The 24,869-nt window shown below is 56.1% G+C and carries 26 protein-coding genes; all 26 read right to left on the bottom strand.

Annotated elements, in window-relative coordinates:
- Nucleotides 1–66: 66 nt before the first annotated feature.
- The 26 genes from rseP to fliP all read right to left on the bottom strand — a co-directional run bounded on the left by rseP (nucleotide 67) and on the right by fliP (nucleotide 24,867).
- Complete coding sequence (gene rseP, locus NNL35_RS13850) at nucleotides 67–1,341, bottom strand: RIP metalloprotease RseP (RefSeq protein WP_254553475.1); 1,275 nt, start codon at nucleotides 1,339–1,341, stop codon at nucleotides 67–69.
- Between the two features lie 162 nt (nucleotides 1,342–1,503).
- Entirely contained in the window at nucleotides 1,504–2,652 is a 1,149-nt protein-coding gene (locus NNL35_RS13845) for a 1-deoxy-D-xylulose-5-phosphate reductoisomerase (protein WP_254553474.1), read from the bottom strand.
- Between the two features lie 66 nt (nucleotides 2,653–2,718).
- Nucleotides 2,719–3,516, bottom strand: a complete 798-nt coding sequence (locus tag NNL35_RS13840) for a phosphatidate cytidylyltransferase (RefSeq protein WP_254553473.1) — start codon at nucleotides 3,514–3,516, stop codon at nucleotides 2,719–2,721.
- A gap of 18 nt (nucleotides 3,517–3,534) precedes the next feature.
- Nucleotides 3,535–4,302 (bottom strand): undecaprenyl pyrophosphate synthase, encoded by a 768-nt coding sequence (locus NNL35_RS13835; RefSeq protein WP_276540132.1) that lies wholly within the window; start codon nucleotides 4,300–4,302, stop codon nucleotides 3,535–3,537.
- Between the two features lie 103 nt (nucleotides 4,303–4,405).
- Nucleotides 4,406–4,960, bottom strand: coding sequence for a ribosome recycling factor (frr, locus tag NNL35_RS13830; protein WP_111155397.1), 555 nt, complete (start codon nucleotides 4,958–4,960; stop codon nucleotides 4,406–4,408).
- Entirely contained in the window at nucleotides 4,960–5,688 is a 729-nt protein-coding gene (pyrH, locus tag NNL35_RS13825; protein ID WP_006286753.1) for a UMP kinase, read from the bottom strand. Before pyrH ends, frr begins: the two co-directional genes overlap by 1 nt.
- Nucleotides 5,689–5,806: 118 nt before the next feature.
- The gene (gene tsf / locus NNL35_RS13820) at nucleotides 5,807–6,460 is read right to left on the bottom strand and encodes a translation elongation factor Ts (RefSeq protein ID WP_111155398.1); all 654 of its coding nucleotides are present in this window, start codon (nucleotides 6,458–6,460) and stop codon (nucleotides 5,807–5,809) included.
- A 141-nt stretch (nucleotides 6,461–6,601) separates the two neighbouring features.
- Nucleotides 6,602–7,300, bottom strand: a complete 699-nt coding sequence (gene rpsB, locus NNL35_RS13815; protein WP_133380665.1) for a 30S ribosomal protein S2 — start codon at nucleotides 7,298–7,300, stop codon at nucleotides 6,602–6,604.
- A gap of 168 nt (nucleotides 7,301–7,468) precedes the next feature.
- Nucleotides 7,469–8,029 (bottom strand): MltG/YceG/YrrL family protein, encoded by a 561-nt coding sequence (locus NNL35_RS13810; RefSeq protein ID WP_254553472.1) that lies wholly within the window; start codon nucleotides 8,027–8,029, stop codon nucleotides 7,469–7,471.
- Nucleotides 8,022–8,810: a spectrin repeat-containing protein gene (locus NNL35_RS13805; RefSeq protein WP_254553471.1), complete on the bottom strand. Its 789-nt coding sequence runs from the start codon at nucleotides 8,808–8,810 to the stop codon at nucleotides 8,022–8,024. The genes NNL35_RS13810 and NNL35_RS13805 overlap by 8 nt, the downstream gene beginning before the upstream one ends.
- A complete protein-coding gene (locus NNL35_RS13800) occupies nucleotides 8,794–9,123 on the bottom strand; it encodes a hypothetical protein (RefSeq protein WP_254553470.1) in 330 nt (109 codons plus the stop codon). Before NNL35_RS13800 ends, NNL35_RS13805 begins: the two co-directional genes overlap by 17 nt.
- A gap of 506 nt (nucleotides 9,124–9,629) precedes the next feature.
- On the bottom strand, nucleotides 9,630–11,036 hold the full coding sequence (locus NNL35_RS13795; protein ID WP_254553469.1) for a flagellar assembly protein A: 1,407 nt from the start codon (nucleotides 11,034–11,036) through the stop codon (nucleotides 9,630–9,632).
- Nucleotides 11,037–11,091: 55 nt separating this feature from the next.
- The gene (locus tag NNL35_RS13790) at nucleotides 11,092–11,877 is read right to left on the bottom strand and encodes a FliA/WhiG family RNA polymerase sigma factor (RefSeq protein WP_111155404.1); all 786 of its coding nucleotides are present in this window, start codon (nucleotides 11,875–11,877) and stop codon (nucleotides 11,092–11,094) included.
- Between the two features lie 15 nt (nucleotides 11,878–11,892).
- Complete coding sequence (locus tag NNL35_RS13785; RefSeq protein ID WP_244918875.1) at nucleotides 11,893–12,243, bottom strand: hypothetical protein; 351 nt, start codon at nucleotides 12,241–12,243, stop codon at nucleotides 11,893–11,895.
- Between the two features lie 83 nt (nucleotides 12,244–12,326).
- Nucleotides 12,327–12,821, bottom strand: coding sequence for a chemotaxis protein CheD (locus tag NNL35_RS13780; protein ID WP_254553468.1), 495 nt, complete (start codon nucleotides 12,819–12,821; stop codon nucleotides 12,327–12,329).
- Entirely contained in the window at nucleotides 12,814–13,404 is a 591-nt protein-coding gene (locus NNL35_RS13775) for a chemotaxis protein CheC (protein WP_111155448.1), read from the bottom strand. Before NNL35_RS13775 ends, NNL35_RS13780 begins: the two co-directional genes overlap by 8 nt.
- A 37-nt stretch (nucleotides 13,405–13,441) precedes the next feature.
- A complete protein-coding gene (locus NNL35_RS13770; protein ID WP_111155407.1) occupies nucleotides 13,442–13,903 on the bottom strand; it encodes a chemotaxis protein CheW in 462 nt (153 codons plus the stop codon).
- A 33-nt stretch (nucleotides 13,904–13,936) separates the two neighbouring features.
- Nucleotides 13,937–16,033: a chemotaxis protein CheA gene (locus NNL35_RS13765; RefSeq protein WP_254553467.1), complete on the bottom strand. Its 2,097-nt coding sequence runs from the start codon at nucleotides 16,031–16,033 to the stop codon at nucleotides 13,937–13,939.
- Between the two features lie 78 nt (nucleotides 16,034–16,111).
- Nucleotides 16,112–17,452 carry a protein-glutamate methylesterase/protein-glutamine glutaminase gene (locus NNL35_RS13760; RefSeq protein WP_254553466.1) on the bottom strand — a complete coding sequence of 447 codons (1,341 nt, stop codon included), beginning with the start codon at nucleotides 17,450–17,452 and terminating at the stop codon, nucleotides 16,112–16,114.
- Nucleotides 17,453–17,531: 79 nt separating this feature from the next.
- Nucleotides 17,532–18,440 carry a MinD/ParA family protein gene (locus NNL35_RS13755; protein ID WP_254553465.1) on the bottom strand — a complete coding sequence of 303 codons (909 nt, stop codon included), beginning with the start codon at nucleotides 18,438–18,440 and terminating at the stop codon, nucleotides 17,532–17,534.
- A 4-nt stretch (nucleotides 18,441–18,444) separates the two neighbouring features.
- Nucleotides 18,445–19,809 (bottom strand): flagellar biosynthesis GTPase FlhF, encoded by a 1,365-nt coding sequence (gene flhF / locus NNL35_RS13750; protein WP_254553464.1) that lies wholly within the window; start codon nucleotides 19,807–19,809, stop codon nucleotides 18,445–18,447.
- Nucleotides 19,806–21,839 carry a flagellar biosynthesis protein FlhA gene (gene flhA, locus NNL35_RS13745; protein ID WP_111155412.1) on the bottom strand — a complete coding sequence of 678 codons (2,034 nt, stop codon included), beginning with the start codon at nucleotides 21,837–21,839 and terminating at the stop codon, nucleotides 19,806–19,808. The genes flhF and flhA overlap by 4 nt, the downstream gene beginning before the upstream one ends.
- Before the next feature lie 26 nt (nucleotides 21,840–21,865).
- Nucleotides 21,866–23,002 carry a flagellar biosynthesis protein FlhB gene (gene flhB / locus NNL35_RS13740; RefSeq protein WP_111155413.1) on the bottom strand — a complete coding sequence of 379 codons (1,137 nt, stop codon included), beginning with the start codon at nucleotides 23,000–23,002 and terminating at the stop codon, nucleotides 21,866–21,868.
- A gap of 2 nt (nucleotides 23,003–23,004) precedes the next feature.
- Nucleotides 23,005–23,793 carry a flagellar biosynthetic protein FliR gene (gene fliR / locus NNL35_RS13735; protein WP_254553463.1) on the bottom strand — a complete coding sequence of 263 codons (789 nt, stop codon included), beginning with the start codon at nucleotides 23,791–23,793 and terminating at the stop codon, nucleotides 23,005–23,007.
- Nucleotides 23,794–23,804: 11 nt separating this feature from the next.
- Nucleotides 23,805–24,074 carry a flagellar biosynthesis protein FliQ gene (gene fliQ, locus NNL35_RS13730; RefSeq protein ID WP_111155415.1) on the bottom strand — a complete coding sequence of 90 codons (270 nt, stop codon included), beginning with the start codon at nucleotides 24,072–24,074 and terminating at the stop codon, nucleotides 23,805–23,807.
- A gap of 37 nt (nucleotides 24,075–24,111) precedes the next feature.
- Nucleotides 24,112–24,867 carry a flagellar type III secretion system pore protein FliP gene (fliP, locus tag NNL35_RS13725; protein ID WP_133380654.1) on the bottom strand — a complete coding sequence of 252 codons (756 nt, stop codon included), beginning with the start codon at nucleotides 24,865–24,867 and terminating at the stop codon, nucleotides 24,112–24,114.
- Nucleotides 24,868–24,869 lie beyond the last annotated feature (2 nt).

Raw genomic sequence — 24,869 nt, 5'->3', positions numbered from 1 at the left:
GTTAAAATCCTCCCGAAGACACAACCCCATCGCCCATGATGTTGCGAACAATGATCGTGCCGATAATCAACCTTTTACTAATCGCAATATATCGTTGTAGGTCACTGCCAGCATCAGCAGCATCAGCATAGCGAAGCCGACGAAGTGCACCATGCTCTCCCGGTTCGGATCGACGGGCTTGCCGCGAAGTCCTTCAATGCCGAGAAAGACAAGACGGCTTCCGTCCAATGCCGGAATGGGCAGCAGGTTGAATATGCCCAGATACAGGCTAAGAATGGCGGTCCATAAGGTGAGCTGGCCAATCCCCTGCTTCGCGAACTGTCCCGTCACTTCGAACGTACGCACCGGTCCGCCCAGATCATCCAGACTGAACTGGCCAAAAATAAGCATGCGGAAGCCTTCAAAGATACGCTCTGTCGTATCGACCATGGATATGCCCGCATATTTGAACGTCTCCCCGATCGTAGCGCTGCGGGTAGGGAATACCGGCACGATTCCGACCTTGCCGCCTTCCTGGCCTTCCACCTTCACCGGCGTCAGCTGGATGGTGAACCGTTCATCTCCCCGGATAATCGTCATGTCCACCGGCTTGCCTTCCGATTTCTCGATGATCTCGATCATCTTGTTCCGGTTGCCGCCGACGGCGAAATCGTTCACCTTTTCAATAATGTCGCCCTTCTGCAAATTCGCTTCCGCCGCAGGCATATTCGGAGTCACGTCGCCAATCTTGACATGAGACGGGTTCTCGACCGGCATGCCGACCATCTGTATGTAGGCTCCGAACAGAATAAACGCCAGCACGAAGTTCATGAAAGGCCCGGCGAAAATCGCGAGCGCGCGCTGTCCGACCGTCTTGCTGCCGAACTGGCGGTTATAAGGCGCAATTTGCGTATCCTCGCCTTTGACGATCATTTTCGCTTGCGGATGAACGTGATAGGTCACTTCTTCCCCTTCCACGTCCATCGTAAGCTTCAGCGCATGCTCCAGATCGATCTCCTTCACTTCACCGCGCACGACTTGCTTGCGCATATCCAGCTGATCCAAGTACAGCTTCGTGACTTGATTGTCCTTCAGCCGGACGGCAATCGTCTGCCCGGGCTGTATCTGCACCAGATCCGGATCCTCCCCCGCCATCCGGACGAAGCCGCCGACCGGCAGCAGCCGGAGCGTATAACGGGTCTCTCCGCGCGTATGGGAGAACACTTTCGGACCAAACCCGATGGCGAACTCTCTGACGAGAATGCCCGCACGTTTTGCAAAGATAAAATGTCCCCACTCGTGAATCGTCACGATGATGAAGAAGACAAGTATCGTCAATATTACAATCTGTACCATCTGCACGCGATGCATCCTCCTTTACGTTTCGGGTCGCGGTCTTGTCCTATTACGTATGTTCAAAAAGACCAGTTTTCAGCACCGAACTCGAAGAACGGACGTTTTGAACAACCTCTTATAGATTATCATTATTCTCCGATCCCGCACAAGAGAATCCACCGGATGCCGTCAAGGCCGTAAAATTTGCCGTGCTTCCGCGCGTGCCCGCCGATCCGCTTCCTTAATCTCCTCAAGCGAAGGATGCGGGACGCGCTCATGTCCGGAAATGATCTTGTATACGATGCGCTCAATGTCGAGGAACTTGATCTCGCCCACCCGGAAGCGCGCCACGGCCACTTCGTTCGCCGCGTTGAACACGGTTGTCGCCGTTCCGCCGGCTCGTCCGCAATCATAGGCCCAACGCATCATCGGAAAGCGTTCGAAATCCATCTCCCGGAAATGAAGCTTGCCGATCTCCGCCAAATTAAGGCGGGCCGCAGGGCTGTCCAGACGCTTCGGATACGTCAGCGCGTATTGTATCGGAACCCGCATGTCGGGCACGCCCAACTGGGCGATGATGCTGCCGTCCACATATTCCACGAAGGAATGGATGATGCTCTCCGGATGAATCAGGACATGAATGCGGTCATACGGCATCCCGAACAGCCAGTGCGCCTCGATCACCTCCAGGCCCTTGTTGGCCATCGTCGCCGAGTCGACGGTCAGCTTCGCGCCCATCGACCAGTTCGGATGATTAAGCGCCTGCTCCAGCGTCACGTTCTCCAGCTCATCCCGCGAATAATCGCGGAAGCTTCCTCCGGAGGCCGTGACCGTAATCGAATGGACATCCGCGGCCGCTTCTCCGTTCAAGCATTGGAAGATGGCAGAATGCTCGCTGTCCACAGGCAGGATGCTCACGCCCTTGTCCGCAGCCAGCTCGGTCACCAGGTGTCCGGCGGACACCAGCGTTTCCTTGTTGGCCAAGCCGATGTTCTTGCCTTCGGCGATCGCGGCCAAGGTGGACTCCAGCCCGACGCTGCCGACAACCGCCGTAATGACGGTATCGGCTTCAGAGGCAGCCGCCACTTCAATCAGGCCCTGGTCTCCGTAATAGAGCTCCGTTCCGGCGGGAAGATCATGGCGGATTCGCTCGGCCGTCTCCCGGTCTTGCACGGATACCTTACGAGGCCGGAATTCCTTCGCCTGCTGAACGATGGCATCCGCATTCCGCCCCGCCGCCAAGGCTTCAACCGTGAACTCATCCGCATGATGGCGGACAACATCCAGCGTCTGTGTACCGATGGATCCCGTCGATCCAAGCACTGCAATCCGTTTCATTCCTGCACCTCATCTACAATCAAATTTTGTGAGCGCCCGTTCGTTGCCCGGACTCCCGTCCACCTGCTATAACGTCAACAAGCCGATCAGATGAACGAACGGGAATACGACGATCCAGCTGTCGCAGCGATCCAGAATGCCGCCGTGTCCGGGCAGAATCGTGCCGGAATCCTTCACCCCGCGGACCCGCTTGTAGGCGGACTGGATGAGATCGCCAAGCTGCCCGATGACGGCGGCGGAAGCCCCGATCGCAAGCGCCGTGCGCCAATCGAGAATATCCGGCCGGGCGAGTATGAACAAGAACGATACGATAATCGATGCCGCGATCCCGCCGAGAGCCCCTTCCACTGTCTTGTTCGGACTGATGGCGGGCCACAGCTTATGCTTCCCTAGGGCTCGTCCCGTAAAATAAGCCCCGATATCGGAGGACCAGATGGCCGCGAAGAGCAGCAGCGTCCAGAACAGGCCCTCCTCCATCGAAGTGCGGGTCAGCATCATATATTTGAATCCGATGCCGATATAGAAAGCCCCAAGCCACATTTGGGCGGCGTTCTCGATCGGCACCCGGTTTTTGGTCAATACGGTCATGCACAGCAGGATGAACATGCTGAACCATAGAAGCGTCTCGAACGAGACCGGCCATGAGATGGACCAGCGCTGCCAAGGCACAGCCACAGCAAGCAGCGTAGCATAGCCGATGATGGATGTGAGATCGAAGGGCCGGGAATGATGCATGCGGGCAAACTCGTAGTAGCCAATCAGGGCCAATGCGAGAAGAAGCATCTCATACGGCATGCCGCCCATGACGCACAGTCCGCCGAATACGATACCGGCTGCAAGCCCCGTAACGATACGCTGTTTCATAACGACTGTTCCTCCAACTTATTGTAATCCGCCATATCTCCGGGTTCGGCGCTGATACTCCAGCACGGCTTCCTTCAAATCCCGTTCCGTGAACTCGGGCCAGTACAAATCGGTAAACCACAGCTCGCTGTAAGCCAGCTGCCACAGCATGAAATTACTGAGCCGCAGTTCCCCGCTGGTGCGAATCAGCAGATCCGGATCCGGCAAGCTGCCGGACAATAGATGACGATGAATCAACTCCTCGTCAATATCATCCGGCCGTACTGAGCCCGCAGCGACGTCCCGGGCAATCTCGCGGAAGCCTTCGATCAATTCCCGCTTTCCGCCGTAGTTCAACGCAAAATTGAGTATGAGTCCCGTATTGTTTTTCGTTCTCTCCACGGCTTCTTCCATCGCCGCAAGCGTATGATTGGGAAGGCGGTCCCGATAGCCCATCATGCGCACTTGCACGTTCTTCTCCACCAATTCATCGAGCTCAATGGCGAGAAACTCTTGGGGAAGCTTCATCAGAAAGTCCACTTCATCTTTCGGGCGCACCCAGTTCTCTGTGGAAAAAGCGTACAGGGTCAGTATTTTGATTCCGATGTCATTGGCAGCGATGGTGGCGCGCTTCACCGCTTTCATCCCCGTATGGTGCCCTGCGACACGCGGCAATCCGCGGTTCTTCGCCCAACGTCCGTTGCCGTCCATAATGATCGCCACATGCTGTGGGATATTGTCCGGCAGCAGCTCAGGCCCCAGTCTATCCTTCCTGCGCTGCATCCACGCTTGGAATCGCTTAATCATTCGGTCTCCTCCAACCTGTTGATAAGAACCGGCACCGGAAAAAGACAATAAACCCCACCGTGCGGAGGGGCATAAAGATGTCGCACATTGCGGTGCGCCTTCATTAGACTTCCATAATGTCTTTTTCTTTTGCTGCCAATACTTTATCGACTTCCGCGATATATTTGTCCGTCGTCTTCTGAATATCTTCCTGATGACGGCGGGATTCATCTTCCGAAATATCGGTTTTTTCCAGCTTCTTGATATCATCGTTCGCGTCGCGGCGGATGTTGCGGATCGCGACCTTCGCGTCTTCGCCGAATTTCTTCGTCTGCTTCACAAGATCCGCACGGCGCTCCTGAGTCAATGCCGGAATGGCAAGGCGGATGATGGAGCCGTCATTGACCGGCGTCAAGCCGAGATCCGACTTCATGATCGCGCGCTCGATCTCTCCGAGCGAGCTCTTGTCCCAAGGCTGGATTACCAGCGTGCGCGGATCCGGCGTACTGATATTCGCCAATTGATTGACCGGCGTCATCGCCCCGTAATATTCGACTTGAATGCGGTCAAGCAGCGCTGCGGATGCACGTCCGGCACGCAACGTAGCCAAATCGCGTTTCAAAGCTGCAATTGCCTTTTCCATACGTTCTTCTGCGTGTTTCTTTACCGATTGTGGCACTAGTCTACACTCCCTTTTACAATGGTTCCAATCTTCTCACCGAGCACGACTCGCTTGATGTTGCCGTTCTCAGTCATCGCAAACACAATGAGTGGAATGTTGTTATCCATGCAAAGTGAAGAAGCGGTCGAGTCCATGACGCCCAGATTGCGGTTCAGCACTTCCATGTAAGTCAATTGCTCGAATTTCTCCGCAGTCTCGTCTTTGAACGGATCGGCAGAGTACACGCCGTCAACCTTGTTCTTAGCCATGAGGATGACATCTGCTTCAATCTCTGCCGCACGCAAAGCTGCTGTCGTATCCGTCGAGAAGAACGGATTCCCGGTTCCTGCCGCAAAAATGACGACGCGCCCTTTCTCCAAGTGGCGGATAGCCCGGCGCCGGATATAAGGTTCAGCGATCTGCTGCATGGCAATCGAAGTCTGTACGCGTGTCGGCACGCCGATTTGCTCGAGCGCATCCTGCAAGGCAAGTGCGTTCATTACCGTGGCAAGCATCCCCATATAATCAGCCGTGCCGCGGTCAATCCCTTTTTCGCTGCCTGCGATGCCGCGCCAAATATTGCCCCCGCCGCATACGATGGCAACCTCAACGCCAAGATCCACAACTTCCTTCACCTGTTCTGCAATGGAATTGATGACGCCGGATTCGATCCCGTAGCCTGCCTGACCTGCCAGCGATTCCCCGCTTACTTTTAGCACGATGCGTTTAAAAACCGGTTCTTTCAATGTTTACCCTCCACTTTTGACAACGTGCTAAAAAAGAAGGAACACTATGTGTTCCATCTTTTCCAGCGCGTCTGTTGATTGCTAGCAGCTTATGAACGGAAGCGTCCTGTTCCCAGGATTACTTCAAGTTCGCTTGCGCCATTACTTCTTCAACAAAGTTATCTTCTTTTTTCTCCAAGCCTTCGCCCAGCTCGTAACGAACGAAGCGGCGGATCGAAATGTTCTCGCCGATCGCTGCGATTTTTTCGTTCAGCAGCGTCTCGATTGTCTTGTCCGGGTCCTTGATGAAGGATTGCTCGAGCAAGCAGAACTCTTCGAAATATTTGTTGATGCGGCCTTCGACCATTTTTTCGATGATTTTTTCAGGCTTGCCTTCGTTCAGCGCTTGCGCCTTCAAAATTTCTTTTTCTTTCTCGATCTCTTCTTGAGGCACTTCTTCGCGACGCACGAATTTCGGCGAAGCCGCCGCGATTTGCATCGCGATATCACGTGCGAATTCCTTGAATTGGTCCGTCTTCGCGACGAAGTCCGTCTCACAGTTGATCTCTACCAAGACGCCGATGCGTCCGCCAGCGTGGATGTAGGATTCAACGACGCCTTCCGTAGCTACGCGGCCCGCTTTTTTCGCTGCTGCCGCCAAGCCCTTCTCGCGAAGCAATTCAGCCGCTTTTTCCAGGTCGCCGTTTGCTTCCTCCAACGCTTTTTTGCAATCAAGCATACCTGCGCCTGTTTTTTCACGCAATTCTTTAACTGCACCTGCACTAACTGCCATGTCTAATTCCCTCCATCAATGAGATTGCCCCAGCATGGTGCCGGGCGGATTCAAGCTATCGTACAGCTTAAAAAAAGGGCGGTGAGAGGTGAATCACCTGCCAACCACCCTTATTTGTTCATCCAAATGTAAGACGCTGTATTACGCGGATGTTTCTTCGCCTTGATGCGCTTCGACAATAGCGTCGGCCATTTTCGAAGTGAGCAGCTTGACTGCGCGGATCGCATCGTCGTTACCAGGGATAACGTAATCGATCTCATCCGGATCGCAGTTCGTGTCAACGATACCTACGATTGGGATGCCCAATTTGCGAGCTTCCGCCACCGCGATGCGCTCTTTGCGAGGATCGATGACGAACAATGCGCTTGGCAAGCCCTTCATGTTTTTGATACCGCCCAGGAATTTCTCCAGACGCTCTTGCTCTTTGCGGAGCAAGATAACTTCTTTCTTAGGCAGCACTTCGAATGTGCCGTCTTGCTCCATCGCTTCCAGCTGCTTCAGGCGATCGATACGCTTCTGAATCGTCTGGAAGTTCGTGAGCGTACCGCCCAACCAGCGTTGGTTGATATAGTACATTCCGCAGCGCTCTGCTTCTTCCTTGACGGAATCTTGAGCTTGCTTCTTCGTGCCGACGAACAGGATTGTCCCGTTCTCAGCCGCGAGGGATTTTACGAAATTGTAAGCTTCCTCGACTTTTTTCACTGTCTTTTGCAAGTCAATAATGTAAATGCCGTTACGTTCGGTGAAGATATATTTGTCCATTTTCGGGTTCCAACGACGAGTCTGGTGACCGAAGTGTACCCCAGCTTCCAACAGCTGCTTCATGGAGATAACTGCCATCTTCACTGCACCTCCCAATATGGTTATTTGTCCTCCGCCGATGTCATCTTCCTCCAAGACTCTGCCCGATGAGACAGAGCACCCTTGCAGAAATTGATCGACGTGTGTTCTTAACACCGTCAACTAATATACCATAATGACCCATGAGTTGCAACCACTTTTGGCAAGCTAGCCGTTCGGCTTGCTCGTCAGTATGCGCAGCGCTTCCTCCATCGTGGAGGGAACCGGGAACAGGAACGTGCCCGTCCGCAGCTTCCCTTGCTTCTTCTGCTTGGCAATATAGCGTTCGAACGACTCCGCGCTCTCGACAATTCCCGCGTCGGCCAGCTGCTTGGCGATATCCCGGGAACCGCTGCCGTAGGCTACCTTAATCTTCGCCTCCTGCTTCACCTCCGCAGGGGGAGAATCCTGCTTCTTCGCGGCGGACGAAGCCGGGTTCGCCGCCGAATCGCTGCCGCCGGCCGCCTCCTTCTCTCCGCCCTTCTCCTGACGGGGCGTTCCGCTGCTTGCCGGCGTGTGCGGCTGTGCGACGCCTCCGCCTTCAGCCGTTCCGTTCGCCATGGCGCCGCGCGGAATCAGCTCATAACCGGCCCGTTCCGCCTCTCTGCGCAGTTCCGGCTCTGACAGCGGCTCGGCTGCGCGCTCGCCGATAAGCGTCAGCTGAAGCAGCAGGCTGCCAATAATCATCCCTGCGCCAAGTCCGATAAGAAACCGACGATCTTTAAACACGGCCGCCCTCCTGTATCCCAAGCTGGAGAATAAGCTGAACCTCGCCTATCGGCATGGACAGCCGCTCGGCAATCTGGCCCGCTGGCACCTGCTCTTCGGCCAGGGCGAACAGCTCCGGGTACCGGCTGCGGATCGAAGGGGACTCCGGCGCCTCGGATTCCGCTTGTGCTTCGGCTTCCGCATCCGGGACGGGCTCCGCCTCCGGAGGAAAGGTAGATGCTTCCGCCGGCATGGAACGCTGGGCGGCCGGCTGCGCAGCCTCCCCCATCTGCGGCGCGGGAGCCTGTCCGTTCCACAAGCGGACCGCCTGCTGCTCCGCCACACGCGCTTCCAGAGCCGCATGCCGTTCCTCGCTTCGGCTCCATCTTTGCTCAAGCTGGTCAATTCGCTTCCTCAGCGCCTCGTCCGTCATCTGCCCCTCTTTTTTCATCCGCTCGATCATGCTGATTACTTTTTCATTATCCGTTTCCAGCTCTCGCATATAATGCTCGAGCGTCTCCTCCATATTGCGCCGGAGCTCGGTGCTGTCGTTCCCTGTTCTCGGCCTTAGCAGGCCAAGCACGACAAGGACCGCCCCCAGCAGCGCTACATAGATCCATGGCCCCATCGCGGGCACCTCCTTTTCGGCTGAGTTCAGATTCTTCACGGCCCAATGCGGATGCAGGCCTTCCTTCTCTTCCTTCGCCCGCACCCGGCATGGCCGCCAACACGGCAAAAAAGGCAACGCGGGCACCTTGTGCGACAAGGCGGTCAGCGTTACCGATTCAGCACGTGAAATCAATATGCTTTCCTTTGTAAGGGTGCTCTGCAGGAACAGCCGCTGAAGGAGCTGCCGTCTCCTCCTCTACCGGCTCCGGCTCGGGGCCGGAGCCGTCCGCGCGGGATTGGTCGCGCTTTCCTTCATCCCGGATCCGGGCCTCCTGCGCAGTATCTACCTGCTCGTTGCGCTCACGCCGCTTTTTCGTCATCTTCTCCGCTTGCTCGTTCAAAAGCAGCTGTTCGGTAACAGGCCGCTGCTGCTGCTGTTGATGAATTGCCGATGCTTCTGGCGTTCGGGTTAGTGCGATCTGCAACTCTACCGGCTTCACATTCATCTCATCACCCCAGCCTTCTCCTATAGACGTGGAACACAACTTAACACGAACTAGCACTTATAGTGAGATTGCGAAGCCCCCGACTTGGGGCGCCCTCTGGTTTACACCGCTATACGTTGCCGTACGCCGCTCTCGGCCGCTCAAAAATCCTGCAAAACTGCAGTTTATTGGGGAACGCACGGACAGTGCGCCGGGATTCCTGCAAAAATGCAGGAATTCTCACCGTATCGCTTATAAACTAGAGAATTTGAGTAAAAAAGATGTAAAATAGCAGCAATTTCTTCGAAACTCCGTTTCATCGGCGTAAATTGCTGTACAAATGCAGGATTGGCTTCTCGCTCGACAGGATTTTGGCCCTAGTCACCACATTAGTCACCACGCCAGTCATCACGCTAGTCTTCACGCTAGTCTTCCGCCAACCATCACGCCAGCCATGAGCGGCCACGAGCAAGACGAGACGAAACGCATGACGAAGCGGCCGCGTTACACGCTCCCAAGCTACCCCCTTATAAATAAGAAGACATCGTAATGTCACCGTCATGCATCCGGAAGGAGACCCTCTTCGCCGCATCCTTCACATACCGCGTATTGCGGCCGATTACAATTTTGGCCCCGCCATATATCACATTGAACACATCGACCGAAGCCGAAGCGGTTTCTTCCAACATCTTCTCAATCTCGAACATGCGCTCCCGCATGTCTGATTGCTGCTCCACGGCCTGCTTCTTGGTGGAAGTCAGCTTAATCCGCATCGCCAATTTGTCGCCCGAGAGCTGGCCTGCAGACGCCATCTGATCCAAAATGCGAAGCGCTTTCTCCGTTTTCTCTAAATTTTCCAGGCTTGTTTTGAATGTGTGGCGGAGCTCCATCAGCTCGTTCCGCAGCTCCGGCTGCACGCCCACCTCGATCGTCGTCGAAGTGGACATCGAGTTGCCGATCGTGCGGGCAATGACCTTTTCTCCCGCTTGAATCAGACCACCGACGATAAGTCCTTTGGTTCCTTGGCAAATGACCTGCTTGCCTGCCCGTATCGTGGCATGCATAATGCTCTGCGTTACCATCACGTCAGTCGCCGCATACACATTCGCTTCCTGGATGAAGGTGCATTTTACATGAGTGCCCGCCTTGACATAGCCTTTGTTCCCCGCAATGATGCCTCCGCTGATCTCGACGCAGCCGTCGGCTTCGATCTGCGCCCCTTCTACGCCGCCGTATACGCGGACATCGCCCGACGCTTTGACGCGAAAGCCGGTCAGGACATTGCCCCGAATGACGATCGTTCCGATGAAGTCGATGTTCCCTGTCCGGTAGTCGACATCTCCGTTCACTTCATAGACCGGAAAGACGTTCAGCTTGTCCCGGTCGGTGAGCGAGACGAGGCCGTCAATCGCGGAATACATCGCTTTTTCTTCCGGATCGACGACGACGTTCTTCCCAATTTTGAATCTCGCGTCGCGCCCTCGCTTCGACTTGATCGGCTCTCCCGTTACGGAGATGCCCGGGATGCCGTCGGTTGGAGGAATGCGCTGGGCGATCATCTGCCCTTTTCTTACATTATCCAGCTGCTTGACTTCCTTCAGATCAACCGTTCCGTCTTCCTGCTCAACCGGCTTGTGTTCTTGCTTGCCCGTGCGTACCAGGAGACGAACTGAGCCGTCTTCACCGTCTACGGGTGCCTTCCCATGAGCAATCATCGTTGCGCCGCGCGCAAAGGCTTGCGGATTCGAAGCAATCTCCTGCAGTACCCGCGTTTGAATGCCGAAGCGTACATTATTGCTATGCAGCAATGTCTCCAGCTGTTCCGCAGTGCATTGAAACGTGGGTTCGAATTTGGCAAATTGAATATAGCCGTATAGCTTGTCCTCAGAAATCGTAACTTCTACATAATCTTCCAAAGCCACTGCCGTACTCACGAAAAATCCCCCTTTCGGTTTTATCGGTTTGCCTTCGTGCCCCTCTAGTTGTCATTTACGCTTCCAGCAGCATGCTCTTATGTTTTTCCAATGCCGTTCGGAGACGCAAAATCGCTTTGGAATGAAGTTGGGAGATACGGGAAGGAGACAGCGACATCACTTCGGCGATCTCGCTCAGGGACAGATCCTCGTAATAGAAGAGCGAGATGACCATCCGCTCTTTCTCGGTCAGCTTCTCGATTCCATAGATAAGCGATTCCTTTAAGTAGTGCTCATTCACTTTGCTTTCCGGGTTTTTCGCCTTTTCATCCACCAATAAGGACAGGCGCGTCTCGGATTCGTCCTCACGGATCGGGTCCTCCAATGAGCAGACGGACATAATGTTCACGTCATGCAGCATCCCCTGGAATTCTTGCTCGCTCACATTCAAATACTCGCTCATTTCACTGTCCGATACGGACCGCAAATACCGCTGTTCAAGCTGCTGGTAGGCTTCTTCGATTTTCTTCGCCTTCTCCCGCACCGAACGCGGCACCCAATCTCCCTGCCGCAGTCCGTCCAGAATAGCTCCCCGTACGCGCCAGGAGGCGTATGTCTCGAACTGGAGGCCGCGCTGGTAGTCGAACTTCTCGATCGCGTCGATCAGGCCCATGACGCCGTGGCTGGATAGATCGTCCTTGCTGACGTTGCGAGGCAGCCCGGCGGCGAGCTTGTTCGCTACGAATTCGACGATGGGCAAGTGAATTTCGATAAGTTGTTTCTTCGCCTCGACATCCCCATTATCCTTCCACTGTTCCCAAAGCTCATAATGAGAGCACGGTTTGATTTTCTGAACGCTCACCGACAGTCAGCCTCCTTACTTTTGTGTCAGGTGACGAACAGCTTGTGCCAATTGTCCCGCATCCGGCAGCGGTTCTTTGGTCACGAGCTTGGGCGGGTTTAACGGTTGAAATGCTTGTCCGTCATCGTCTTCCCGCTCGGTTGGCTTCTCCTCATTGGACATCGTGCGCAGCATCTCGTGGAGCATATCGCTCTCATCCGGCGTCGTCATATCGACCAGATTCCCTTTGTCCTCTCCGTTCGGGGCCGATGATGCCGCCTGGGCGTCAGGCGCGCCCAGCATGCCCGCCGCGAAGCGGATCGCGAAGCCGAGCGCGAACCAGGCGGCAAATGCGATCGCCGCGCGAATCAGACTGGTTGTCCACAAATTGCTGCTCCAAGAAAGTAATAAAGTGATGACAAATCCGACGATTCCGACTATGAAATTCCAACGAATAGTTCCTCTCATCGTCATATTTCCTTTACTCCCTGTTGTACGCTTCGAATGTGGAGCACGCCGTCATCACAGCGCAATTCAATCGTTCGCCCGTATGATCCGCCCGTATCCTCCGCCAACAACGGAATGCCATGCTGATCCAGCAGCTGCTTGCAAATTTCCACATTGCGCGGACCAATTCGCATCATTTCATTGTTGGAGGCAAAAGCGAACATCTGGGCTCCGCCCGCCATTTTGGCCTGCAGCCTCCCCTGCCTGGCCCCTTGGGCTTCCATGCGCCGCAGCAGTTCGGGCACGGCCGTATCGGCATATTTGGCGATATTGACCGTACCTTCCCGCGCGATGGACGAGGAAGGCAGCATAATATGAGCCATGCCCGCAATCTTGGCGACGGGGTCGTACAACGTAAATCCGACACAGGAACCTAGCCCGGTCGTGCGTATGGATCCGAATCGGCATACATTCAAATCGGCCATACCTACTTTAACAATCGTGGACTCTTCAATCATGTAAAGGCACTCCCAAGGCAGCGAAAATTTTAGAAAAAGAGTCCGGATCGGGAATCAGGAAAAAGGTGCCCTGCACTTCGTCGCAGCCTTCCAAAAACTTCGTGTCGATGAGCAGCGCGCTGTCTCCCATTTCCCCGTATTGAAGTATGCCGTAATTCAACACCGCTCCCGCCATGTCAATCGCCAGCTGCGGCACCGTCGGAGACATCGTCATGCGGGTGAAGTCTGCCAGCGAGGACAAGTACGAACCGGCCAAAATATTGCCGATTTCCGCCAAGGCCGACATCTCCATCTCCGAGAACCATTCCCCTTCCTCCAACGGCACCGCTGCCAGATAGGAGAGCAGCATCTTGGCCGCCTCCGGATCGAACATGAAGAAAAGATGACCGGGCGCATCGCCCTCAACCCGGAAATAAATCGCGATAACCACCTGCTCCGGCCCGCCGACCTCATCGGCGATACAATCAAACGGCATCAGGCGCACTTGGGGCACTTTCATATCGATGGTGCGGTTCAGCAAGCGGGACAGCGCCGTGGCGGCATTGCCGGCGCCGATGTTCCCCACTTCCTTCAGGACATCCATCTTGAAGGCGCCCAGACGTTCATACAGATGCACTGGGCTATGCCTCTAGCTGCTCAAGCTTAATAATTTCGCTTTTGTTGAGCACTTCCGCCAGATTCAGCATGATGAGAAGGCGGTCTTCCCCGATTTTCGCTACGCCGCGCAAATATTTCGCTTGAATGCCGCCCACGACTTCCGGTGCCGGCTCGATGTGCTCCTCATTGATGTCCATGACGTCGCTCGCATTGTCGACGATGAAGCCGACTTCCAGATCGCCGTGCGTCACAATGATAACCCGTGTCTGATCGGTCGCTTCCGCCTCCGGCATGCCGAAGCGGCCGCGCAGATCGATGACCGGAATGACGACCCCGCGCAGATTGATGACTCCTTTGATGAAATCATAGGTTTTCGGCACGCGCGTAATCGGCATCATCCGTTCAATCGTCTTCACTTTCTCCACTTCGACGCCATATTCTTCCGTCCCCAACATAAAGACCACGACTTTCATATCCTCTGCCATGACCGTTCCTCCTCATATCTTGATATGTAGCGGTTATTTCAATAACGCATTCGTATCGACAATGAGCGCCACCTGGCCATCGCCGAGGATGGTCGCGCCCGAGATGCCCGGGATGTTCTTCAAATAGTTGCCGAGCGGCTTGAGCACAATCTCGCTCTGCCCGATGAATTCCTGGACGGCGAGCGCGGCGAGCCGATCTCCCTTGCTGATGATGATAATCTCCACTTCGTCTTCGTCGAAATCAGAGTACCCTTCGCAATCGAACAGGGCGCTGAGCGAGAGCAGCGGAATGACGCTGTCCCGGTAATCGACCATGCGGATGCCGCCATGGACGCGCCGGATTTTGTCCTTCGTAACGAGACCGGTCTCGACAATGGATGTCAGCGGAATCGCGTATTTCTCCTCGCCCAGCCGGAACAGCATCGCTGACATGATGGACAGCGTAAGCGGAAGCTGGACGATGAACTTCGTCCCTTGCCCGAACTGCGATTCGACGACGACATGGCCGCCGAGCGCCGTAATCTTGGACTTGACGACATCGAGCCCGACCCCGCGTCCCGACACGTCCGATATTTTCTCGGCCGTGCTGAAGCCCGAGGAGAACAGAAGCTGATACACTTGCTCGTCGCTCATCGAAGCGGCCTTGTCTTGGGTGACGACCCCGTTCTTGATCGCTTTGTTCAACACCTTGTCCCGGTCAATGCCATGCCCGTCCTCCTCAATCTCGATGAAGACATGGTTGCCGCTGTGATAGGCGCGAAGATGTACCGTTCCCGTCTCCGGCTTGCCCTTCTCCAAGCGCTCCGCCACCGGCTCGACGCCATGGTCGACCGCGTTCCGGAGCAGGTGGACGAGCGGGTCTCCGATTTCATCAATGACGGTACGATCCAGCTCGGTTTCCGCACCGGTTATGATGAAATCGATCTTCTTATCCAGCGATTTGGCCAAGTCGCGCACCATGCGCGGGAAGCGGCTGAACACGGTATCGACCGGAACCATGCGCATCTTCAGGACAATGTTCTGCAGGTCGGAGCTGACCCGGACCAGATGCTCGACCGTCTCCGTCAATTCCGTTGTCTTCAATTCGCCCGCGATTTGTTCCAGCCGCACCCGGTCAATGAGCATCTCGCTCAATAGATTCATCAATACATCAAGACGCTCGATATCTACGCGAATCGTCCGGCTCTGAACGGGCTTGGCTCCATTCCCCGCGCCTGCGCGAGGCGCCTCCGGCGATTTGGCCGCGGCCGGCTTCGGCGCCGCCTGCGCCGGGGCTGAGCTCGCTTGTGCCGCTTCCGGAGCCGCTGCCGCGGCTGCCGTCTCCTGGGCCGCCTTCATGACGCCTTCCACATTGCGGTTCCACTCGCGAATATCGTCGGCGCTCATCGAGACAAGTGTGATGGATTCGAGCTCGGATACTTGGTTGATTTCGCGTTCCAGTTCGCCTTGCTCGGTCGTGCTGACGAAAAATACGGTGAACTCGGAGTCGAATTTGTCCTGCTCGATATCCTGTGCCGGCGGAGCAGACTTGACCACTTCCCCATGCTGGCCGAGCACCTGGAATACCATATAGGCGCGTACCGCCTTCAATACGCAATCGTCCCGCAGTCGGATGCGCAGATGATAGACGTTCATCCCGGCTTCCAGCGATTGCTCCAGGATGCTGCGCTGGAATTCATCCAGCGTCTCGCCGGACGCCTCCTCGCCACCGCCCGCTTCCTCCTTCTCCTGCGAAGAGGCAGTGCGGTATTCTCCCGTCTCGATCGACTTCAAGGCGGCCAGTATTTGCGTCACATCTGCTTTTCCTTCGCCGCCTTGCGTAATGTCCGCCACCATCGCTTCCAGCGAATCAAGACTGCGGAACAGCGTATCGAATATGAATTCGTCCATTTTCAGTTGATGGTTGCGAATCATATCCAGCACATTTTCCATCTGGTGGGTCAACGATGCGAGATCTTCAAACCCCATCGTTGCCGACATGCCTTTCAAGGTGTGTGCCGAACGGAAAATGATCTGGACAATGCCGACATCGTCCGGACTGTTCTCCAGTTCCAGCATATGCTCGTTCAATGCTTGCAAATGGTCGTTCGCTTCGTCAATAAACATGGATAAATACTGATTCAGATCCATGTTCGCCCCCCCTTTCCGATATAGAGGCAGTTCAAGAAGTTATGCCTTCTTGAACATACACTCATGCACAGCTTCACGCTACACCGACGTAGCCGTTACGATAGCTCCAGCCATGTCTTGCAATGGAATGACCTGGGATACACACCCGAGTTCGATCGCTGCGCGCGGCATTCCGAATACGACACAGCTCTCTTCACTTTCCGCGAAGGTCGAGGCGGCGCCGTCCTCGGCCAGGCGCTGCATCATTTTGGCCCCGTCGCTGCCCATTCCGGTCAAGATCACGGCATGGCGCTTGAGCTGCCGCAAAGGGAGCAGTGACTCGAACAGCCGATCCACGGAAGGCCGGTGCCCGGATACGGGGTCCGTCCGGTTCAAGGCAATGGCATACGTGCCGTCCGGACGGGCCACGGCCGTCATGTGAAGGCCGCCGGGCGCAATATAAGCCGTTCCGCTCATGAGCACCTCTCCATCCTCGGCTTCCTTCACCTTCAGCTCGCTGTAGCTATCCAGCCGTTCCGCCAGCGAATGGGTGAAGTTCGGCGGCATATGCTGAACGATGAGCACAGGCGCCGGCAGATGATGCGGCAGCGCGGACAGCAGCGTCTTGAGTGCCCGGGGACCGCCTGTGGAGGTCCCGATGGCGACAATATGCCGGAACCGCACAGCCCGTTCCGGATCTGCCGCCTTGGCGGAACCGCCGCCCGCGCCGTGAACGGAAGGGCCGCCGGCAGCTCTGCCCGGCTCTGCGGGAGGAGCCGGCTTCGGCCGGCTGCCTCTCGCCGCCGCGGACGGCGCCACGGACGGCAGGGGCTGCGGCGATTCCCCTCTTCGCCGCGTCTGCTTGCCGTCCGCCGCAGGCGGCGTACCGTTCGTGCGCCCGCGCCGCAGCGGCTCCGCTGTGAGGTGAGCCTGGGCTGGCGGCGGCGCGGCCGGCTCTGCCGTCCGGCGAGTGTCCGGGCTATCGTCGCCAGAACCGATTAGAAGCTTCAGCCGTTCCATCTGCCGTCTGCGTTCCGCAGAGGCGATAGCTGCATGAAGCTTGTCTACCAGCATCTGTCCCACTTCTTCGATCGTGCCTGCTCCGCCCGTGGGAGACGGCTTGCATACGAAGTCGATCGCACCCAATTCCAATGCCGTCAACGTCTCGGAACGCCCGTCTTCGGTCGAGCTTGAGAGCATAATGACCGGCGTCGGGCACTGAGCCATAATTTGCTGAAGGGCCTGCAAGCCATTCTGGACGGGCATCTCGACGTCCAACGTAACCGCGTCCGGCAGGAGCTCTTTCACCTTGCGCACAGCTTCTTCTCCATCCCGGGCTGTGCCTATCACCTCAAAGGTCGATTCGCGTGAAATCAAATCCGATATAATGGCGCGCATGAAGGCCGAATCGTCTACGACAAGTATTTTCTTGGTTGTCACATTCCATCACGCTCCCTTATCGAGGTTGTTCAAAAAAATGTGCTTTTTGAGGATTGCAGTCATGCGGGTTCGGCACGGCTCAGATCGACCAGCGGCGCAGCCACTTCCGTACGAATTGCTTGACTCCCCCTGACGCTCCCCCGGCTTCCGTCTGCTTGATGCCCTGGGTATATACCCGCGCCAGCTCCCTGATCTGCGACGAAGCCCTGCATTGCGGGTAGAGGATTGTGAAGGGCTCCTGCTTCTTCACGGCCTGCATGACATGCGGATCGTCATAGATATATCCGAGAACCGGCAAGCTCCGGTTCAAGAAGCGTTCGCTGACCGAGGTAAGCCGATCAGCCGTCTGCGTCCCTTCCTTCCAGTCGGATGCGCGGTTCACGATAAGCCGGAGCGGGGCGTTATGGCCTAAGCCCGACACCAGCTTCAGCACGGCGTACGCATCCGCGATCGCCGTCGGCTCCGGCGTCGTAACAATCCATGTCTCGTCTGCCGCCATGATGAAGCGCAGCGTCTCTTTGCTCAATCCGGCTCCCGTATCGAACAGAATGACGTCATACTGCTCCGACATCGTATCCATCTCGGCCAGGAAGGTGTCGATCTGTTCCACGGGCATATCGAGCAGATCCTGCAGCCCGGAGCCTCCCGGGACGTAATGCAGGCCGCCAGGGCCAATCTGGATAATGTCCCGCAGCGTCTTCGTCCCGTGCAGCACATGGGCCAGATTATAGGGTGAAGACGATCCGATGAGCACATCGATATTCGCCATCCCGATATCGGCGTCGAATACGAGCGTGCGGCAGCCAAGCTGCTGCAGCGACAAGGCGAAGTTCAAGGTGACATTCGATTTGCCGACGCCTCCCTTGCCGCTCGTGACGGTAATGATGCGGGCCGATCGCGGCTGGCCCGGCTCCGCCGGCGCAGGCGGCCCGCTCTGAAGCTTCTTGCTGACAAGTCGGCGTAGCGCTTGAGCTTGGTCATTCATCATGAGGTCAATCTCCCATTATCCATCGCACCGCGTCATTCACTTGAAAAGGCTGTATATCATCGGGTACGTTCTGCCCTGTCGTCAAATAGCTGCAGGGAATCTTCACCCGGGACGCCAAGTTCACTATCGTGCCGTACGTTGCGGTCTCATCCGCTTTGGTCAGAATCAGACTGTCGATCCGCTGATTTTCGAACCGTTCCCAGATGGCCAGCATGTCTTCGGTCTTCGAAGTCAGACTCAGCACGAGGAAGGTCATGCTGAACGGAAGCGGCTTGAGCATCGTGTTCAGTTCGTTGACGAACATGTCATTGCGGAAATTGCGGCCGGCCGTGTCCATTAAGATGAGGTCGCATGCTTCAAGCGCGTTCAGCGCCCGTTCCGTATCCCCCGGCGAAGTGACAACCTCCAGCGGGACGTTCAAGATCGAAGCATACGTCCGCAGCTGCTCGACGGCCGAAATCCGATATGTATCTGCGGTAATAAACCCGACTTTGCGGCCATGGTGAAAAATCTGATCCGCGGCCAGCTTGGCAATCGTGGTCGTCTTCCCGACGCCCGTCGGACCGACGAAGTATACGATGCGGGTAGCCTTCGTAATGCCGTCCCCCTGCCAATTCAGAAGCTGCTCGCTCACCTGCTCGGTTACGAGCCGCTTCGCTTCCGCAGCCTCTGCGTCCTGCGGGTGCAGGCATTGCTCTGCGGCCGCCTCGATGAAGCGGCAGACCAGCTCGCTGCCAACGCCCTGCCGAAGCAGATGCCGTTCCACCTCCTTGAACGGTTCCGGCCAGCTGTCCTGGTAGACGCGCTGCATCACCTTGTGCATCATCTGCTTCATCTCGGCCATCTCGATCTGCCATTCCGCGTCCAGCAGCGGCCGCCGGGACGCTTGCGCAACGGCCGCCTCAAGTTCGGAAGCGAACGCCAGCGGGTCAGCGGCCTGCGTTCCCGTCTCCTCCCGCTTGGCCGGCCGCGTCCGATCTTCGGCTCCGGCGGCCGGAGTTGCTTGCTCCTCCGGTCGCAGCGGTCGCGGGGCAGCGTAGTCGGGAGCCGCTTCCTTCACCTGCGGAGCAGGCGGACGCGGCTCGGCCGGGGCGCCGCCATAGGCGCTGCGCGCCGCCGTCGGCGAGACGTAGACCCGCGCCGGAGGTTCGGCGGGAGCCGACGCCCTTGCGGAGCCGGACGGCCGGGACGGCTGCGCTTGTTCGTCCACAGCCGCGACCACCTCGATCGCCTTGCGGCTGAACATGCCGAGGAAGCCGCCGGTACGGACTTCCTTCGTGCTGATGATGACCGCATCCTGCCCCAATTCTTGACGAATTTGGCTCATCGCTTCGGGCATCGTCTCCACAATGTACTTTTTTACTCTCATACATTCACCACTCCGACACTTTGAATTTCTACGCTAGGCTCAAGCTCATTGTAAGAGAGTACCGGAATATCCTGCATCGCGCGCTCCAGCAGCTGCCGCAAATACATGCGAATGGTCGGTGACGCGAGCAGGACCGGCGAATGTCCCGATTGCAGGAGACGCTGCACCTGATCGCTAATCCGCTGATACACCTGCTGCGTCGTGCCCGGATCCATGACCAGGTAAGATCCGTGCTCGTTCTGCGTCACGCTCTCCGCAATCTTCTTCTCCAGTGTAGGACCGACCGTAATGACGCGCAGCGTCTCTCCCGGAGTGACGTACTGCTGTGTGATCTGGCGGGCGAGCGCCTGACGGACATACTCCGTCAGCACATCCGGATCCTTCGTATAGGTCCCGTAATCGGCCAGCGTCTCGAAGATGGTGACCAAGTCGCGAATCGATATCTTTTCACGCAGCAGCTTCGCCAGCACCTTCTGCACTTCTCCGATCGAGAGCACGTTCGGGATCAGATCGTCGACCAGCGCCGGGTACTGTTCCTTGACGGTCTCCACGAGCGCCTTCGTCTCCTGACGGCCGACCAGCTCGTGTGCATGCCGCTTGATGATCTCGGTCAGATGCGTCGCGACGACGGACGGCGGATCGACGACAGTATATCCTGCCAGCTCCGCCCGTTCCTTCATCGTCTCGTCGACCCAGAGCGCCGGAAGGCCGAAGGCAGGCTCTGTCGTCTCGATGCCGGAGACGGAATCATCCTCGTAGCCCGGGTTCATCGCCAAATAGTGATTGAGCAGCAGCTCACCCTGGGCAACGGCATTGCCTTTGATTTTGATGACATATTCGTTCGGCTTCAGCTGGATATTGTCCCGGATCCGGATGACGGGAACGACGAGACCGAGCTCAAGCGCGCATTGCCTGCGGATCATGATGATGCGGTCCAGCAGGTCGCCGCCCTGTTGGGCGTCGGCGAGCGGAATAAGCCCATAACCGAATTCGAACTCGATCGGATCGACCTGCAGCAGGTTGATGACGCTCTCCGGGCTGCGGACCTCCTCGATCTGCTGCTCCTCTTCGAGCTGCTCCTCCTGAACCTGGCGCTCGTCCATCGTCTTCTGCATCCGGTAGCCGGCGATGGCCAGCACGGCCGCGAACGGCACGGTCGGCTTCAGGCCGATCGGCGTCAGCAAGCCGAGCATCGCAATCGTCGCGGCGACGATGTAGAGCAGCTTCGGATAAGCGAGCATCTGCGTGCTCATATCCTCGGCCAGATTTCCTTTGGAAGCCGCCCGCGTGACGATGAGACCGGCTGCGGTCGAAATCAGCAAGGCCGGAATCTGGCTGACGAGGCCGTCCCCGATCGACAGGATCGAATAGGTCTGTGCCGCTTCGTCGAAGGCCATGCCGTGCATCGCGATTCCGATGACGAAGCCGCCGATCAGGTTGATGAGCAGGATGATGATGCTGGCGATGGCATCCCCTTTGACGAACTTGCTGGCACCGTCCATCGCTCCGTAGAAATCGGCCTCTTTCTCGATTTTCTCCCGGCGCTCGCGCGCCTGCTGTTCATTGATAAGCCCGGCATTCAGATCCGCATCGATCGCCATCTGCTTCCCGGGCATCGCGTCGAGCGTGAATCGTGCAGCGACTTCAGCGACCCGCTCGGAACCCTTCGTGATGACAATGAATTGCACGATGACGAGAATGAGGAATACAACCATGCCGACGGCGATATTGCCCTGCGTTATCCACTGGCCGAATGTGGCGACGACATCTCCCGCTTCTCCATTCGCCAATATCTGCTTGGTCGTCGAGATGTTGAGCGCAAGCCGGAATAACGTCGTGATGAGCAGCATTGCCGGAAAAATCGAAAACTGTAGAGCTTCCTTCGAGTTCATGGCAATCAAAAGGATCATCAGCGCCAATGAGATATTGATCACCAGCAGGATGTCCAAAAGCCATAACGGTATCGGCAGGACCATCATGAGCACGATGCCGATGATGCCGACCAAGACGAATAAATCTCGCGTTTTCACGGATTGCTTCCCCCAAACTTGTTAGCTCAATTGACTTTGCCTTTCAATTTGTATACATAAGCCAGAACTTCCGCCACGGCCTGGAACAAGTCGGCCGGAATGGCTTCGCCAATCTCCGTCCTCTCGAATAAAGCCCGGGCGAGCGGCTTGTTTTCCATGGTCAATACGCCATTCTCCTTGGCGATCTGCTTAATGCGCAGGGCGACGTAATCCTGCCCCTTCGCAATCACTTGCGGGGCTTCCATCTCGGAACCGTCATACTTCAGCGCGACGGCGAAGTGAGTCGGGTTCGTAATGATAACGTCGGCCTTCGGCACTTCCTGCATCATCCGCATCATCGCCATGCGGCGTTGTCGTTCTTTGATTTTTCCTTTGATAAGAGGGTCGCCCTCTGTTTTTTTGTACTCGTCCTTAATGTCTTGCTTGGACATGCGCATGCTTTTTTCATGATCATAACGTTGGTACATGTAGTCCATGATGGCGATCGCGAACAAGGCGGCGCCGATTTTCAATCCGAGAGACAGCGTAATTTGTGCGGTATAGCTCAATATTTCATTGAGGGGCACATGCGACATCTGGACAATGCGATCCCGCTCCCCCCACAAAGACAAGTAGACGATGACAGCAATCGCTGCCAGCTTCAAAATCGACTTCAAAAACTCGACCACGGAACGAAGCGAGAAAATCCGTTTGAACCCTTGAATCGGGTTGATTTTGCTCAGCTTCATTTTCATGGGCTCGCCAGTGAACAAAAATCCGATCTGCGCGTAATTCGCGATGAGGCCCATCAGAAATGCCGCAAGAAACACGGGGGCTAACACGATGAGTCCTTTCAGAAACACCTGGGCGAAATAGTCCGTCACATTGCCTACCGTGACTTCCATCGTCAAGCGGTGCTGCAAGGAATCCGCGAATAAATCGAGCACTCGCTCCTTATAGAAGCTCCCGAACATAAGCAGGCAGAAGAAGCATGCAAGCAGAATGGACGCTCCGGACAAATCCGAGCTTTTGGCAACCTGCCCCTTCTTGCGGGACTCCTGCCTCTTTTTCGGGGTCGCCTTCTCCGTCTTCTCTTGCGAGAACAGCTGGAGATTCAGACGGTGTCTCAGTTGGTATTCGCGGGCCGCAGACGGTACCGTCTGCCCGCGGCGCGTACGTGTCATTATTATCCCGCCCCCTGCATCATGCGTAACAGCTGGTCAAGCGCCTCGAACAACGAGGAGAACAACTGCTGCAGCACGTAAATAAGACTAGGTACGGTCAGTAGCAGCATAACTAATCCGATAATCAACTTGAGCGGTATGCCCACGACAAAGATATTGAACTGCGGCGCCGACCGCGCCAGAAAGCCAAGCGCCACATCGGTCAGGAACAGCGCCACGATGAGGGGCGCCGAAATCTGGAACGCGATGATGAACGCCTGAACGAAGGACTGCACCAGAAATTCGGAGACGAGTCCGTTCGCTATCTGATCAAAGAAGGTGTTCTCATCCAGCGGCAGCCACTCAAAACTTCGCATGATTCCGTCGATAAAGTAATGGTGGCCGTTCATCCCGAGAAACAGCAGCACGACAAAGACGTACTTGAAGTTCCCCATTACCGGCGAGGTAGCGCCTGTCAACGGGTCGATGACATTCGCAATCCCGAAGCCGATCTGGATGTCGATGAACGAGCCGGCCGTCTGCACGGCGGTGAAGAACAGTTGGGCCAAAAAGCCGATTAATAGGCCAATCAATACTTCTCGTATAATGAAAATGACAAACATGCCGTCTGCCGGCACGGTTTTGCCGATGCCGAACAGCAAATAGGCGATCACGCTCACAAAAAACGCGAGTCCGACACGAAAATGATTCGGCACGCCCCGCGAAGATATGACAGGGACCGTGACAAAGAACGCCGTAATTCGACATAGCGTGAGCAAAAAAACAGGGAAAGCCTGAACGAGGATTTCCATCTCTTCACTGCCTAACCGATGTAAAGGTGCAAATTATTTAAAATACTAAAAGCAAAATCGACCAGTGTCGTTAAGATCCAAGGACCGAATACGAGCACAACCACCATGACGGCGATAATTTTGGGCACGAAGGCCAAGGTCTGCTCCTGGATCTGGGTCGTCGCCTGAAAGATACTGATGGCAAGCCCGACAATCAGCGCGATGGCCAGCATCGGGGCGGCCACCTTCAATACGGCGAACACCGCCTGCCCCGCCAAGCCGATAATAAACTCAGCACTCATTTCCTGTATTCCTCCCGTTCGTCAGATTCGTTCCCGCTTAGGTATTGAAACTCATCAGCAACGACTTCACGACAAGATACCAGCCGTCTACGAGCACGAACAGAAGTATTTTAAAAGGAAGCGAGATCATCACCGGAGGCAGCATCATCATCCCCATCGCCATCAACGTGCTGGCTACGACCATGTCAATGACCAGAAATGGAATGAATATCATAAATCCCATCTGAAAGGCGGTCTTCAGCTCACTGATGGCAAATGCAGGCACAAGCACGGTGAGCGGCACGTCTTGATACGTCTTCGGCTTCTCGGTCTTCGTGTACTTCATAAATAAGAGCAAATCTTTCTCGCGGGTATGCGAGAACATGAATTTCTTCATAGGTATCGAGGCTTGCTCCAACGCCTGGGTCTGGTTCAGTTCGCCCTTCAAGTATGGCTGCAGCGCGGCCTGATTGATTTCGCCAATCGTTGGGGACATCACAAACAAAGTAAGAAAGAGCGCAAGTCCGATTAACACCTGGTTGGGCGGCATCTGCTGCGTTCCAAGCGATGTCCGGACGAAGCCCAGCACGACGACGATGCGCGTGAAGGAGGTCATCAGGACAAGAATGGCCGGAGCGATGCTGAGCACGGTAATTAGCAGCAGCAAGGACAACGAGGATGTCCCCGGCTGCCCGCCGCCGTCTCCAATCTTGATGTCGATGTCAGGAATGACAGGCGACGCCGACGCCCAATGAGCGGTAAGACCGGACAACAACAGGACGGCTGTCACAGCTAGCAGCAATTTTTTATTCATCA

Source organism: Paenibacillus dendritiformis, from assembly GCF_945605565.1.
Taxonomy (GTDB): domain Bacteria; phylum Bacillota; class Bacilli; order Paenibacillales; family Paenibacillaceae; genus Paenibacillus_B; species Paenibacillus_B dendritiformis_A.
The sequence above is the reverse complement of the archived record's forward strand: the minus strand, read 5'-3'. Positions and strand labels throughout refer to the sequence as shown.